Here is a 15,627-nt window from a genome sequence, read left to right as displayed (position 1 = left end):
TAAACAATCCATCGTAACACGCTAACACACAATATTTTCATTGGTAAGATCAAATTAGCTATTGAATGCGTAAATTGCATATTATTCCAATACCTAAAATTCTAAATACCATGGAAACCTATAATAAAGTATGGCGGGCATTCTTTGCCACCTCGCTAATTGCGATCGCCGTACAACAATTTATTTACACCGGTTTCAGACCGGTGATTATGCCCCCAGAACCAGCATTCATCGAACAAAGCACTTTCTGCATGTGCGTGGTAAGTATCCTGCTAATATTAATATCAATAGCTATTATGGCGGGTATCAATTCGCACGTAGTAGCCGATTATTTAGGTGCTTCGCTACTGCTGATGCTGATCCTTTTTCATATTCCTTACAACATAAAAACCAACTTGAATAACCTGGGTGGCTGGACCAACGCACTGAAAATGTTAGCCTTTTGCGGCGGCGCTTTAATTGTGGCCACATCACTCCCAACCCATAAAATAAGCGGTATTGATGTTGTAACCGAAAAGTTAAGGCCGGCCGGCCCGTATTTCTTTGCAACCACCATAATCATTTTCGGTATCATGCATTTTGTGTATCCCACATTTGTAGCAACGCTTGTACCGGCATGGCTTCCTTTTCATCTGTTTTGGACATACTTTGCCGGCGTAGCGCTTATTGCCGCAGGGGCGGCCATTGTGCTTCGGGTTAAGGTAAAGCTGGCAGCCACACTCTTAGGTGTAGCGCTTCTTTTATGGCTTTTTATGCTGCATATTCCCCGGGCCATTGCCGATCCACACAGTGGCGATGGCAACGAGTGGACCAGCGTTTTTGAAGCTTTAGGTTTTAGCGGCATAGCGTTTTTAATAGCCGGAATGTATAAACCCAGGAGACCTGAAACGGGTCAGTAATTGGTCAAAACAGTTGTAGTTGTTTTAGCTGATTTGGTTTTGTTGTATATTCACGCAAAAATTCCATAGCATGACAGCTTATAGCTTTTTACAACATCTTCATTCCGGGTTCAGGTATATTGTACTGGCATTAATATTGGCAGCCATTATTGGTTCATTGATTGGCTGGCTGGGTAAAAAACCCTATACCAATGGCAACCGCAAGCTCAATTTGTTTGCCCTGATATCGGCACACACACAGTTGCTTATTGGCATAGTACTGTACTTTATTAGTCCGCTTGTACAATTCAACAGCGACACCATGAAAAACAATGTGAGCCGTTATTTTACTGTTGAACATTGGGTTATGATGGTAATAGCTATCGTTTTAATCACCATTGGCCACAGCAAATCTAAAAAAGCAGCAACTCCCGAAGGTAAGCATAAGGTTGTTGCTATCTTTTATATCATTGCTTTATTACTTATTTTGGTGGGTATTATACTAATTCCACGTAGCTAATAGGATTTAGCAAATAAATAGTTTCTAAATAAATTTGATAATTCATTTTTCTTTATAAATTTGTGACCTCGATGATTAAAAACTCACATAAAAACAGCTGGTGGCACCAATTAAATTTGGCAGCCGGATACGTTTTTGGTCAGAGATAATCTAATCAATTGTAAACCTAAGTAGGAAACCCGGCGACCCCAATTCGTCGGGTTTTTTTATTAAAATATATTTTGAACGTAAAACATGAGCACTTTTAAAATAACCACCACCTATAAAAAACTACTTGCCGATACCACCACCCCGGTAAGCATTTATCTTCGCCTGCGCGATGTATTCCCCAACTCGCTGTTGCTGGAAAGTTCTGACTACCACAGCCGCGAAAACAGTTTAAGTTACATTTGCTGCGAACCCATTGCCGGCCTGGTGCTCAACAATGGCATTCTAAAAAAACAATATCCCGATGGCAGCCAGGAAAACCATGAAGCCGGAACATTTGAATTGATAGACCAGCTTAACCAATTTATTGGCAGTTTTGAAACCGATCCCAATCCGCTTAAAATAATTTCGAATGGCTTGTTTGGTTATTTTACACACGAGGCAGTTGAACATTTCGAAACCATCAAACTAAAGCAAAGTGACGATGTTAGCCGGCAGATCCCGGTGATGCAATACCATATTTACCGTTACATTATCGCGGTTGATCATTTCAAGAACGAGCTATACATTTTCTATAACCAAAGCGAGGGCGGACCAACCAACGGCGGTATCGAGAAACTGGAATACCTTATCAAAAATAAAAACTTTCCCGAATACAGTTTTAAAAGCAGCGCTGCCGAAAAATCAAACCTTACCAACGAGGAATTTATAGCCATTGTTGAAAAAATGAAGCAGCATATTTTCAGGGGTGATGTTTTCCAGATAGTGCCGTCAAGAGCCTTCTCCCGCACTTTCCAAGGTGATGAATTTAATGTTTACCGCGCGTTACGCTCCGTTAACCCATCGCCATATTTATTTTATTTTGATTACGGCGATTTCAGGATCTTTGGTTCATCGCCCGAAGCGCAAATCACCATAAAAAACAACATAGCCAGCATATTCCCTATAGCGGGCACCTTTAAACGCAGTGGCGATGATGAAAAGGATGCAGAAATAGCCCGCAACCTGGAGAACGACCCCAAGGAATCTGCCGAACACGTGATGCTTGTTGACCTTGCACGTAACGACCTGAGCCGCCATTGCGAGCAGGTAAAAGTTAAGGCTTTTAAAGAAGTACAATATTACTCGCACCTCATCCACCTGGTATCGCACGTAAGCGGAAAGCTTTTGCCAGGCGTATCATCATTCAAAATTGTGGCCGATACCTACCCTGCCGGCACGCTAAGCGGCGCGCCAAAATACCGGGCAATGGAGATTATTGATGAGAACGAAAAAGCTAAACGCAGCTTTTACAGCGGCGCCATAGGGTTCATGGGGTTCAATGGTGAATTTAACCACGCTATCATGATCCGCTCGTTCCTCAGCAAAAACAACACCCTGCATTACCAGGCAGGAGCAGGCATTGTAGCAGGCTCTGTGGCCGAAAGTGAATTGAAGGAGGTTGATAACAAAATAGCGGCTTTAAGAAGGGCTGTTGAACTGGCGGAGGAGCTTTAGATATTCGAAATTCAGTTTTTCGATTTCGGATTTGATTTTTAGGATTTAGAATTTACAACATGAACAAAATATTAATAATAGACAATTACGATTCCTTCACCTATAACCTGGTGCATTTGGTTAACGAGCTTGGCCGCCAATGCGAGGTTTGGCGGAACGATAAATTTGCAATTGAAGATGTGGATGCTTATGATAAGATCATCCTGTCGCCGGGACCTGGCATACCTTCAGAGGCAGGGTTACTGCTGGAGGTGATCGAAAAATACTCGCCTACAAAAAGCATTTTTGGTGTTTGTTTAGGCCAGCAGGCTATAGCCGAAGTTTTTGGTGGCAGCTTATACAATCTTAGCCAGCCGATGCATGGTATTGCTACGCCGATAAAGATTACCGATGACCGGGAGGAGCTTTTTAAAGGGCTTCCCGCCAGCTTTAAAGTAGGCCGCTACCATTCATGGGTAGTAAAAAATGATGATTTTCCCGAAGCATTAAAAATTACTGCGGTTGATGAATCTGATAATTCAATCATGGCATTATCACATCGCGAATATGATGTACGGGGTGTGCAGTTTCACCCGGAATCGATACTGACCGAGTACGGGAAAGAAATGATGCAGAACTGGTTAAACCTGTAATTGATGGATAATGATAACTTTGTGTTAATAAACACACAACTGTTATTGCGAGGTACGAAGCAACAGCGAATTATGCAGATCCGCCTTGTAATCTTCGCGCTTGCCACGCTGGGCCCGCAATGACATTGTTTTTAAGATTTCTGATACATGACAATACTTGATAAAATAGTTGCCAATAAAAAAAGGGAAGTGGAGTACGCCAAAAAACGAACTTCATATGTCGAACTGGAAGAATCTGAATATTTCCACCGGGAAACCTATTCATTTAAAGAATTTCTGCTTGACCCTGCCCGTACAGGCATTATAGCCGAATTCAAGCGCAAATCGCCTTCGAAGGGCATTATTAACGACAAGGTTAGGGTTAGCAAAGTAACAACCGATTATGCGGCTGCAGGTGCTTCAGCGCTATCTGTTTTAACCGACAGGGATTTTTTCATGGGGCGTAAGGCCGACCTTAAGAAGGCCCGCTCAGTAAACACCATCCCGGTTTTACGTAAGGATTTTATGATAGATGAGTACCAGGTAATAGAAGCTAAATCATTAGGCGCTGATATTATCCTGTTGATAGCCGCTATACTTACGCCTGCCGAGATAGATAAACTGGCCACATTGGCCAAAAGCATTGGCTTGAATGTATTGTTGGAGGTACATAATTTAGAGGAATTGGAACGCAGTATCCACCCCAAATTAGACGCCATTGGTGTAAATAATCGTAATCTGGCCGATTTTTCTGTTTCGGTAGAAACATCCTACAAACTGGCCAAACACATCCCTGCCGAATTCATGAAGATCTCAGAAAGCGCCATTAGCGACCCCGCAACAATAAGGCACCTTAAGCTGGAAGGTTTTAATGGCTTTTTAATTGGCGAAACTTTCATGAAGCAGGAAGACCCGGGGCAGGCCATGCGCGATTTTGTAGCACAGCTGTAACCTCCGATCGCTATTTTTTGCAAAAAAAGAGGGAGTTACCAACTGGCAACTCCCTCTTTTGTAACAGAACAATAATTAATTTTTATCAAAAAACAACTTTGTAGTTACTTTATCGCCACCAATGGCAATAGCTGCTTTATTATAGTTAGTTACATTCACGTTTTGCTCATTAACAGGGTATGTTAAACGAACAGGAAAATCGGTTTGGGCTGTTGAAGGAGCAACCAGCACAGGATAATCCAGTCTCCTGGTTTCATTCCATGCATCCCAACCACGATTATATAAGGCAAGGTATTTCTGAAGTGCAATTTTATGAAGATCGGTACCACCGGTTGCTGTGGCAAACGCGACAGTAGGTTGTAATAAATAAGTCGCCGCTGCGGCTGCTGAGGCGCCCCAATAAGTTATAGAATTTGTTACGCCTTTGTTGTAATGTTCCGCAACCGAACCAGAAACCGCATAACCTCTTGATACAGCCTCGGCCAGGTTAAATTCAGTTTCTGAGTAATCCAATAACAAACCAGGAAAATCAGGATTAGTTATCTTTCCGATTGAAGAACCAACTAATAATGGGCCCGATGGTTTTGAAAATAAACTAAAAGTTGCACTTGCTCCTGGATCTGCACCTGCGTAATTACCATCAGCATTAACCGTAAAATAATATGGAAGCCTTGGATCAGCTGAAACAGTTTGCGGCTTTAAGAAGCCCATGATGGTACTGCATGCAACAAAATCTTGCCTTGCGCTTTGTACTAAATCAACCCATACTGGATTGGTGTTTGGCGGGCTGTTTAAATATTGAAATTGGGCATTGTCGTCATTTGATGCAAATACGCCAGTAGCAACGGCTGCCTCAACAACAGATTTTGCTTTTGCATTATCCAAATCGGCTATGGTTATACCCATTTTTAATTTTAAAGTAGCCGCAAATTTTTTCCATTTAGTGATATCTCCACCGTAAATAACATCGGCCGAGCCAAAGCTTGCTGCACCAGTATTTAAAGCGGCAATATCAGCGTCCAATCGGGTTAAAAGAGCATAATAAACTGTTTTGCCATCGTCAAACTTTGGAAAAGGTTTAGATATATCCAAAGCATCGGTATAGGGAATATCACCAAATGTGGTTACAAGGTAATAATAAGTATACACCTGCATGATATCAGTAATGGCAATTTCGTTTTTTTGCACATCCGCCCCGGTTACATCGGTTGGAATTAATGTTTTCGTACGTTCGAAATTATTAAGCACGTCACGATAAAGCGCATTCCAGATATTATCGGGAATAGGACGGGTAGTAATATCATAATTACTTTCGTCAGTATAAGTTGTTTCCTGCCATTGCTGCTCAATCAAACGAAATATATTTAAGTTAACATTTGATGATGTAACAGTGTTTGTTAATCTCCTTTGTGCATTTGTGAACAGCGCATAAGAAGGAACTATCGATGGATTCTTCGGGTCATTATTCAGACTCGTAATATCCTTTTTACAGGCCGAAAATAGTATCGTCAGTAAAAATACTCCTAATATTTTTTTCATAATTCTTTTACTTAAAAACGTAATTTCAAATTCAGTGAAATGGTGCGTGTGGTTGGGTAAGCACCTACCTGGTAACCTTGCAAGTTGCCTGATGTTAAACCTTCTTCAGGATCTGAATAGGGTAAGTTTTTATGGATTATCCATAAATTTCTTCCAATAAGCTGAAAGGTAACTTCCTTAATAGGTCCCAGGCTTGATACCGCCTTTTGCGGCAAAGAGTAACCGATAAGGGCTTCTCTTAATTTTACATAACTTGCATCATATATAAAGGCTTTGTCAGGTAAACGTGCATAACCAAAAGCGCCGTAGTTGCTTGCGCTTACGCGTACAGTATTTGTTTTGCCATCGGCAGTTACCCCTGGTCTGATAAACCCGCCTCCGTTTGCAAGTGTATTGCGCACAGGGTTACCAAGGTCATTAGTATATACCGTTTCAGGGAACAAACCTGTTGCTAAACCATAATACATATCCGTTGAAAATACAGATCCTCCTTTTCTGATGTCGACCAGGAAGCTAAGGTTAAAACCTTTATAGGTGAAGCTGTTGTTAATGCCACCTATCCAGTTCGGATTAGAGTTCCCGATATTTTCGTTAGGACCACTTTGTAAATATTGGCCGTTGGCACCTACAATTTTTTGTCCGTTAGCTGCGTATTTATAATCGGTGCCCCGTATCATACCAAACGGCTGGTTTAAACTGGCATTAATAGAAACACCACCCTGGTAGCTATTCAATTCCAGGTTTTTAGACTCTTCGCCTGTACCATCTTTGAATAATTCTGTAACCTTACTTCTGTTTCTTGTAAAGTTTACAGTCGTTTTCCAGCTAAAATCCTTTGTACGAATAGGTGTACCGTTTAATGATAATTCAATACCTTTATTTTTAACAGTACCGGCATTTAAATAACTGAAAGAGTAACCTGTTGCTGTTGATACATTTACAGGTAATATTTCATCAAACGTTGATGTACTGTAGTAGCTACCATCAAAACCTAAACGATTGTTAAAGAATGACAGCTCCAAACCAACCTCGGCACTTTTTGTACGCTCTGGCTTCAAGTTAGGGTTGTTTTTGGTTGTGACAACAGCCGCCTCGGGATTTGATCCAAATGGCGGAACAATAGTATAAGTATCATTAACACTGTACACATTGGCATCGGCACCTACCTGTGCGTAGTTAGCCCTTATTTTACCATATGATAACCAGGTATACTGTTTCAACAATTCAGAGAAAATAAAACCACCGGCTACCGAAGGATAGTAATAAGTGTTATTGGTCTTTGGCAGGGTCGAAGATTTATCTCTTCTGATAGTTCCATCTAACGTAATTAAATTGTTATAGGTAAGCGTTGCTCCGGCAAAAATACCATCAACTTCCCTAAGGCCTTTGTACTCTATGGGGGCGTTAGGTGTATTTAAAGAGTTTGAAAGTGAGTATACACTTGGAACAATTAACCCACCATTAGTTACTGAATATACACTTTGCGTATTTTCTTTCCTGATGTTTGTTCCTAATAAAGCTTTCAGGTTGAAAGATTTTGACAGGTTTTTATCAACATTTGCCAACAGGTCATAGTTAGTTTCAGAAAAACTCTTGTTGTTTCTTGAATAATACGGAACACCAACACTGCTTACATTTTTACGTTCTTCATCTAATTCCGTATAGGCATCTAATGATACACGGCCAGTAATTGTTAACCAATTAACCGGCTTGTAAGAGGCGTTTACATTTCCAATATACCTGTTACGCGTATCGCTTTCAAAGTTTTGGTAACGCACATAATATGGATTATCCCAAAATATCGGGCTTAAATTACCTGCTAATGGATCGGCGTAGTTCCAGGTAATGTTTTTGCCGGTTCTGTCATAAGCGGCTTTCAAAGCCTTAACATCATTATTTACTTCCCACCATTGTCTGAAGTTGGTCATAACGTTTCTTGCGCTCGCGCCATCATAACCTGTTCCCGGGCGGCCTACTCCATTGATATTGTAGTAGTTAATGCTACCACCTACAGTTAGTTTAGGTGTGATATTATAAGTTCCGCCTAAATCAACTATATTTTTCTTGATACTGCTATTTGGAATAATACCATTTTCATCATTCCGGGTAAAGCCTAATTTAAATGAACCTGCATCAGTTCCGTTGGTAATCATTATGCTTTGGTTATTAGAAACCGGCTTTTCAAAAAATGAAGTGGGATCATTTTTTGCAGCAACCCATGGAGTAGCTTTTTGGTAATTAGCAGATGTTTTATCAAAAGCATCCCATTGATAAACCAGCAGCTTGGGATCAAACTTAGCACCGTAAGATGCATCTTCTGTTGTTGGAGTAACTAAATCAGATTTGCCATCACCGTTTACATCCCCGTAAAAGAAGTATCCCGTAGGGTCGTTATAGTAATTACCGTAACCACCACCATAACTATGCTGATATTTTGCAAAAGTAGATTTATCTATTTCTCCAACACTAACACTGCTGTTAACAGTGATGCCCACACCTTTTTTAGCTTTTTTACTGGTAATCAGGATAACACCGTTACTACCGCGCGAGCCATACAGTGCACTTGCAGCCGCACCTTTCAAAACAGTTACCGATTCAATATCATCGGGGTTGATATCTGATGAAGGACTTCCATAATCGTAACCACCTCCACCGGCTTGCTGGGTAGCACTATTATTATTGCTATTATTAACTGGCACGCCATCAATAACAAAAAGAGCCTGGTTATTACCAGTCATTGATTTTACCCCCCTCAATACAACATTTGTAGACGAACCAAGGGCATTGTTCTGGCGTATTTCCAAACCGGCAACTTTGCCTGATAAACCATTAACAAAGTTTGAAGAACGGGTTTTATTCACCTCTTCACCTGTAACCTGCTGAGCAGCGTATGATTGCTGGTTACGCGTCCTGGTTAAACCCAGAGCCCCGGTTACAACCACTTCGCCAAGTTGCTGGCTTGAGGCAATTAATACAACATTCATTGTATTACCGTCCACGGGTAACGATTGGGTAATGTAACCAATGAAGCTGAATGATAAAGTTGAACGATCGGGGACCGATAAGCTAAATTTTCCATTTATATCGGTTTGGGTCCCTGTTGTAGTTCCCTTAACGGTTACGGATACACCTGGCAGTGGTAAGCCGTCTTCTTTAGCCGTAACCTTTCCGGTTACGGTATGGTTTTGCGCAAATAGCTGTGTTACAGCCAACCACAAAATGCACAAAGTCGTTAGTAGACTTTTTTTCATAAATAAATAGATTAGTTATTAGTTAAAAACTTTAAGGAGATAAACTTACTGGAGATTTATAATAAAATCAATTATTAATTGTAACGTTTCCTTTACATAAATATTATTAAGTCATAAGAATATTTATGTAAAAAAATATAAAACATTTCGTTCATTTGTTCGTTCTTAACAATGACTAAAAACATTTAGTTAATAATAAGACAGTTAATTAAGTTAATTAGAACAGGGAAAATGCGCGAGGCAATTTCCCTGTTTATTTTAATACTGGTTTAAAACAAATTAATTTAATCAACTAACTACAAGCATATTACAAATTAAAAAACGTTTGCCCTTCAGATGCAACGCCTTTAATACCCTCCCGTGAATGCTGCTGCCTGGGGTATTCAACCAATATTTATTTCAATAATAATAATTATAGTCGAGAGCTAAAATGAACTATTATCAAATATGTATTAAATAAAAGCCTACTATTTAATACAATTTTCCTTAAAGGTAATTAATTTGTTACTAATTTAAAAACTTAATAAATAACAAGTTAATAAAAAACGAGCGTGTTGGTAACCGGCCCTTAGTAACCCGCAACCAATATTGGCAACTATTTCTCGCTGCTCATCGAATATGGTACATCAGTGCCTCTTGTACCGGGCGGTTTAAAATACAATATTGAGGATAAAATTAAACTGAGCGCCGCGGATTTCCCGCTGAAATTGCGCGCAAGTATCATGAACAAGAAGCAGCACATATTCTATAAGCTTAAAGCTTAAAGCTTAAAGCTTAATCATCTTGCCATTATACACAACATTCCCGTTTAAGGCAATTACGTAAACATATACACCGGGATTAAGATTTACGGGAATAACATTTTGAAGGTTATTGAGTACTTTGGTCATACTAAGCTTACCGCCTGCGTCATAAAGCTTAAAATCGTAATTATTAATGTCGCCGCTTAAAACGGTGAACTCTGTGTTTACCGGGTTAGGAAAAACGGCAAACTGCCTGCTTTGCAAAACAATGGCCCTGGCCACATCCGAATAAATAACCTGGTTATCTGTTGTTGTTAATTTAGCCCGATAGTATTGAACATGCTTTGGCGCTGCATCTGTAAACTGGTAGCTAAGCTGATTTGTTTCTATGGGCGTTGTACCTATTGCTGTAAAGGTATCGGCCCCGGTCATTTTTTCCCAGGTGATTGTTTTAAGGTTTAACACACTTCCCAGGCTAAGGTTTAGCAACACTTTGCTATCAGCAACATTTGCCAGCAATGTTTTAACATAACAGCCAACACCTTGCACCGTAGCATCTATAGTATAGCTTTTTAAGCCTTCAAAACCATTCCCTTTAGCGCTTACCGCAAAATATTTTGATGTTTGCTGCTCCGCGGGAATAATGAGCATAGTATCGGTTGTTGCTTTAAGTTGCTGTAACAGGTTATCTTTTATGCTATAAACAACATAGCCTGTACTACCTTCCTGGGGCGACCAGTGCAGCAAAGTTCCGTTTGTGCAATTATAGCCCACATTAAGATTTATAGGTTTTGAAATACTAAATTCTGCGCTCACCTGTGCTTTGCCATCAATATCCATTTTAAACATAGCAGTGCCGAATATATCCGGAGCTGTCCAGGTATAATTGTTGCTCTTGAGGTTAACTGTTTTGATTGCCTGCCAGGTTAAACCATGGTCGTAGCTTACGCTAAGCTTGCCGGTTGTGGTGTTAAATGAGCTTTGCCAGCGCAGGTAATTATCATCAGCTGCAAAAAGCTGGCTGGCTACAGTGGGATATATCCACTCGAACTTATCGGCTGGTGCTGCCTGATAAGCAAAATAAAACTTTTGCGAACCCGAAGGTATTTTGCGTCCCTTTACGTGTATAGTATATGTACCGGCTGCCGGGTTTATAATGGATACTTGTTCGGTATTATTTAATGTGTCCCGTTGCCGTTGCGCTGGCTTTTGCAGGGAGTCAATAGCGGGATAGGAGCTTAAGGTCCAGGGTAAAATGATTTTCCCATCGGGAGTTGAAACATATAGATCAAGGTCATTAACCAATGTATTGGGCGCATTGAGCGCCGCAGGCAAATCATTCCAGGCAATTGATACTTTAAGTTCGCGGCAATTTGATGGTACCGTTATACTGATGTCTTTTTGCTGGCCATCAATTACCGAGCCATTACCAAACCTGCTCTCCTTTATGGTACGCAAAGCTTCAAGAGCATTTAGCCTGCCGTAGCCGGTTTTAAAATCAACCGCCGTATTGCCAATATCATCCGCTGCATTAATAAGTACACTTTTAATTAAAGCAGCCGAAGGTAAGTGTCCATATTGTAATTTATATGCCTGTTGCAATAAGGCAATGGTACCCGATACCAGCGCCGCTGCGCCCGAGGTGCCATCCTCACCATCAGCTACAAGTTCGGGTTTAATACGGCCATCATAAGCCGGGCCGGCAGAACTCAGGTCCTCCGGTAAGTTGGTACGCCCTGTTCCGCCTATTACAAAAACATTTTTAGCCTGTTTAAAATCGCCCGATAAATTTGCTGTACCCGCCAAACCGTTATAAACCCCGGTTGATGGCGCCGTTGTACCAATATTTCCAGAGGAGAATACGTGGATTATGGTGTCATTATCTGCTACCTGTTTATCATAGGCTACGGCTTCGGCCCCATAATAGTTTTCTATGCCGGTTCCATAGGAATGATTTTGCAGGCTGATATGGAATGCCTTAAAAATGGCTGTACTATCGGGGAATAAATTACTAAAGTTTGAAGACGTAAAGCGCACCCGGGGTGCAGCACCAAGTCCTTTTATAAATGAGTTTCCATTGCCGCCAATGAGTGTAGCCATAGTGGTGGCATGCCCCGAATTTGTTGCAGATGCCGGAAAAGAATCAAATGACCTTCCAAGCAAATCAAGATCATCATCGTACCTGTCTTCTTTAATACTTACATTTATACCCTGTCCGTTAATTTCGGGATAATTACTGCCGATAGCATTTATGGCATTAGCCCCCAGGTCAATATCGCTTATCGATAGTTCTTCATGCGCCTGCCGGGTATTATCCGCAAAAATCACATATGGCTGCTGCAGTATTTCCTTTAGCCTGTTTATTGGAATGCTTACCTTAATCCTATTCCCATTTGAGCTCGTTATCTTCACATACTGCGCTACCTGGTTGATAGCAGCAATACTGCTTACCGTAATATCAACGTCAATCCGCTTATTGCTATTGGGATGTTTTTGAGAAAGAAGAACCAGGTTATCTGATGCTTTCCATAAAGAATTAGCCGGTGCCGCGGCGGTAATATTCCCGCCTGGCTCAACAGGTATAGTTGATGCTACTATATAATAGTTATAAGAAATCCTTTTAACAATACGGTTTCTTTCCTGGCCGGCACCTGAAGGTTTTAAGAATTTAACGACATAATATTTAAGCGAATCGGCTGCTGGTATTTTATTCGCCGACGCATAAAGATCAATGATCATTTTATCGCTGATTGGTTTTTGCGACCAGGAATATTTAAAGCATAAAATTAGAATAACACCAAACAGGAACTTTTTACCCATGCTTTAAATAAATAAAAATAAGGAAGGGCAATGCCCTCCCTTATAGTAGATCATATAGTACAAATGTATGAGCCGAATACCTTTTTAATACAAATAATTTAAAGCAATTTTATCGTTTGGATTAAAAGTGCGGTCGGTACCGTTAGAGCAAGCCAGCATCCATGACGCCGCATCTGCTTTAGTTGGGGTGCCCGGGATATTAATTGCACCAATACCAGCGCTTCCTTCATTTGATCTGCGCCCGCCGCAGCTAAATGCGCGGTTCATGTAATCGGTGTGCCTAAAGCCAATGCAATGCCCTATCTCGTGCTGCAAAACCGAGGTAAGGTAATTCACATCGGGGTTGGTTCCATAAGCCTGGGCATTGGTATTCATTTGGATTTCATTGTAAGGATTGCCAGATGATGTAGGAAAGCCTGATGAACCCAATGTGATATAACCGCCGCTTGGCCCTTCGTTAAACCCAATAACCTGGATATTGCCGCCGCTGCTTACTATCTGAAAAGTGATTGTAAGGCCTAAAGCATTGTAGCGGGCAACTGCGTTACTGGTAGCCGTTGCGTAAACCGTTGGTAAATTTGAAACAGAGACCGTAATTGTTCTTGGCAGGTTTTTAACCAGGTTTGTGGTTCGGTATTGCTCTGTTTCGGCAATCCTTAAATTAGGGCTGGTGCTGGTTTCTGATAAGTTAGCTGTTGTTAAGAGAATATCCCCCTCAACCAAATAACCCCCGTCCCGTTTTTTGACATCATCGGTGCTAAACCCAAGGTTGGCTATGCTTTTTAATACATCGGCCGAAACTTCGTCGCTCTTTGGGGCCGGTTTGCTGTTATTCTTTGTACAGGAAAAGAACATAGATGCACTAAAAGCTACACCTAAAGCAATTGTTAGTAATACCTTTTTTTTCATGTTTTTTTGTGTTAAATTATTTTCATAAAGTTTCCCTCTTAAGAATTATAATTGGCTGGCCAGCAATTGAAAACAGTAAAACTTTATCAAAAAGTTATACCTCCTCAACAATTAATTTATAATTACAAGTTAATTCTCAATTAATTGTAAATTAACTTTAATTTTTCAAAAAACAAATGTTGTATAAAAAAAGTTATCGGTTTCATCGTTATCGATAACGCTAAAGAATAGATCCTTTTAAGAAGCTGTTTAAAATTTGATTTATTACTCCTTTGCATTTCTAATGAGACAGATATCCCGTTACTGAAGAGGAAACAACGTTTTAAAAGGACCCTCGGACTGACAGGCCTTCACACCTTGAAAATCGAATATATCGTGGGCACGCAGAGATCGGTGGCTAATACCTCTAAACCGGCTTAACCACTTCTATTTTATAGCGGGTATATATTGGTAAACCACTTCATAAGGCTTGCCTTTTAATTTATCTGGTACCTGCCCTATTGCCAGGTTCTGGCTTTGAGGTGTTGGTTCGCAAAGCGAATAAATTTTTCCTTTGTAAATTATAGGGCTGCCAACCGGTTTATCAAACTGTACTGCCATGGTAATGTGTGTAGGATACAAAATGGCAATCATTGGTAAATTATAAATTTCCTTAACCAGGTAAAAAAACAAAGCGGCCCTGTCATCACAATCACTATATTTTTCAAACAATGTTTCTTCGGGCGATAGGCGTTTTTCTTTCCCAAAGTTCAGCTCATCTGTTTCATATAAAAAAGCATAGCGCGTAAACCGCATTAAGTAGTCCACCCCCTTTTTTTGATTCATCCCTTTTATATTTTTTCGTAACAGCGGAATAAGCGATCCGTAGGTTTCCTTAGTCAACGGAATATTAAAATACGATCCAAAATCAACTACCGGGTAGTTTTTAAAAATGGCTTCCACCTCCCTATTCAGTTTTATGTTAAAATAATAAACCTTGTTATGGTAGGTAAACTGTAGTTCTTTCTCAAAGTAATCTTCCGGTTTAAAGTCGGGCATCGTCTCTATATTATAGGAAAAAGCATTTACAGCTTCCGGAATATTTACCGGTACAGGTACCGGTGGGTCCTGGTTCAGATCGGTATTTGCATAATCATGATAATTTAGGCATACGTACTTTTTATTATCAATCTCGAAGAATGGAATATCTTCCACCTGTTCATTATTAAAAACGTAAAATATTACCTTATTTGATGTTAAAGCCAAACGGGCATCGTAACCCGATTTGGCCAGCAAAAACCATTTATACAATGTATAACTGCTATAGTTAATTTCCTTTGGACTAATTTGCTGTACTACTTTACGGATCAACTGATAATAAAGCCAGTCGTTTAAATGATACCTTTGCTTATAGGCCGTTAATGAATCAATTACAGGTTTATAATTCCCAGCATTTACTTTCGTATAAAATGATGTTACAACCTGTGGTGTTAATTGTACCGGAACATCAACCCATATGGAACTGTCTATTTCGCTATTAAAAGTTCCCTGGTAAAACTCAAAGCAGATCCTTTGATCTTTGCCCTGGCCGTAAACTGCTGACAGTGTAAAGATCAGCAACAATGTATATAATACATTAATACGCCTGATCATGGAACTTTATAATTGGTTATATTAAAGCTACTGATAATTAACAGCTTTGGTATATTATATTTTAACATAAAATATACTCCCACTTAACATTAACTCAACATATCATTTAGCTTCTATAAGCCTTAAATT

Annotated in this window: 10 protein-coding genes; 5 read left to right on the top strand and 5 right to left on the bottom strand. The window is 40.1% G+C overall.

Annotated elements, in window-relative coordinates; all coding sequences use genetic code 11:
• Positions 1-110: 110 nt before the first annotated feature.
• The 5 genes from AC1DO4_RS21450 to trpC all read left to right on the top strand — a co-directional run bounded on the left by AC1DO4_RS21450 (position 111) and on the right by trpC (position 4,604).
• Positions 111-899, top strand: a complete 789-nt coding sequence (locus AC1DO4_RS21450; protein WP_477419610.1) for a DoxX family protein — start codon at positions 111-113, stop codon at positions 897-899.
• A gap of 70 nt (positions 900-969) precedes the next feature.
• Positions 970-1,398 carry a cytochrome B gene (locus AC1DO4_RS21445; protein WP_477419607.1) on the top strand — a complete coding sequence of 143 codons (429 nt, stop codon included), beginning with the start codon at positions 970-972 and terminating at the stop codon, positions 1,396-1,398.
• A 234-nt stretch (positions 1,399-1,632) separates the two neighbouring features.
• On the top strand, positions 1,633-3,042 hold the full coding sequence (locus tag AC1DO4_RS21440) for an anthranilate synthase component I family protein (RefSeq protein ID WP_477419605.1): 1,410 nt from the start codon (positions 1,633-1,635) through the stop codon (positions 3,040-3,042).
• Positions 3,043-3,101: 59 nt separating this feature from the next.
• Entirely contained in the window at positions 3,102-3,674 is a 573-nt protein-coding gene (locus AC1DO4_RS21435; RefSeq protein ID WP_477419603.1) for an anthranilate synthase component II, read from the top strand.
• A gap of 147 nt (positions 3,675-3,821) precedes the next feature.
• The gene (gene trpC / locus AC1DO4_RS21430) at positions 3,822-4,604 is read left to right on the top strand and encodes an indole-3-glycerol phosphate synthase TrpC (protein WP_477419601.1); all 783 of its coding nucleotides are present in this window, start codon (positions 3,822-3,824) and stop codon (positions 4,602-4,604) included.
• 75 nt (positions 4,605-4,679) lie between these two features.
• Here the strand turns inward: trpC and AC1DO4_RS21425 are convergent, their stop codons facing one another.
• From AC1DO4_RS21425 to AC1DO4_RS21405, 5 genes are all read right to left on the bottom strand, one after another.
• Positions 4,680-6,143, bottom strand: coding sequence for a SusD/RagB family nutrient-binding outer membrane lipoprotein (locus AC1DO4_RS21425; protein WP_477419599.1), 1,464 nt, complete (start codon positions 6,141-6,143; stop codon positions 4,680-4,682).
• 11 nt (positions 6,144-6,154) lie between these two features.
• Positions 6,155-9,394 (bottom strand): SusC/RagA family TonB-linked outer membrane protein, encoded by a 3,240-nt coding sequence (locus AC1DO4_RS21420; RefSeq protein WP_477419597.1) that lies wholly within the window; start codon positions 9,392-9,394, stop codon positions 6,155-6,157.
• Between the two features lie 767 nt (positions 9,395-10,161).
• A complete protein-coding gene (locus AC1DO4_RS21415; protein ID WP_477419595.1) occupies positions 10,162-12,957 on the bottom strand; it encodes a S8 family peptidase in 2,796 nt (931 codons plus the stop codon).
• An 84-nt stretch (positions 12,958-13,041) separates the two neighbouring features.
• Positions 13,042-13,866, bottom strand: coding sequence for a M57 family metalloprotease (locus tag AC1DO4_RS21410; protein WP_477419593.1), 825 nt, complete (start codon positions 13,864-13,866; stop codon positions 13,042-13,044).
• A 426-nt stretch (positions 13,867-14,292) separates the two neighbouring features.
• Entirely contained in the window at positions 14,293-15,498 is a 1,206-nt protein-coding gene (locus AC1DO4_RS21405) for a hypothetical protein (protein WP_477419591.1), read from the bottom strand.
• Positions 15,499-15,627 lie beyond the last annotated feature (129 nt).

It is taken from the genome of Mucilaginibacter sp. P5_A6 (assembly GCF_056400585.1).
The sequence above is the reverse complement of the archived record's forward strand: the minus strand, read 5'-3'. Positions and strand labels throughout refer to the sequence as shown.

Bases quoted from the DNA above. Each gene is read 5' to 3' on its own strand.
- trpC (WP_477419601.1), top strand. From the start codon at position 3,822: ATGACAATACTTGATAAAATAGTTGCCAATAAAAAAAGGGAAGTGGAG.
- AC1DO4_RS21445 (WP_477419607.1), top strand. From the start codon at position 970: ATGACAGCTTATAGCTTTTTACAACATCTTCATTCCGGGTTCAGGTAT.
- AC1DO4_RS21440 (WP_477419605.1), top strand. From the start codon at position 1,633: ATGAGCACTTTTAAAATAACCACCACCTATAAAAAACTACTTGCCGAT.
- AC1DO4_RS21405 (WP_477419591.1), bottom strand. From the start codon at position 15,498: ATGATCAGGCGTATTAATGTATTATATACATTGTTGCTGATCTTTACA.
- AC1DO4_RS21450 (WP_477419610.1), top strand. From the start codon at position 111: ATGGAAACCTATAATAAAGTATGGCGGGCATTCTTTGCCACCTCGCTA.
- AC1DO4_RS21415 (WP_477419595.1), bottom strand. From the start codon at position 12,957: ATGGGTAAAAAGTTCCTGTTTGGTGTTATTCTAATTTTATGCTTTAAA.
- AC1DO4_RS21435 (WP_477419603.1), top strand. From the start codon at position 3,102: ATGAACAAAATATTAATAATAGACAATTACGATTCCTTCACCTATAAC.
- AC1DO4_RS21410 (WP_477419593.1), bottom strand. From the start codon at position 13,866: ATGAAAAAAAAGGTATTACTAACAATTGCTTTAGGTGTAGCTTTTAGT.
- AC1DO4_RS21425 (WP_477419599.1), bottom strand. From the start codon at position 6,143: ATGAAAAAAATATTAGGAGTATTTTTACTGACGATACTATTTTCGGCC.
- AC1DO4_RS21420 (WP_477419597.1), bottom strand. From the start codon at position 9,394: ATGAAAAAAAGTCTACTAACGACTTTGTGCATTTTGTGGTTGGCTGTA.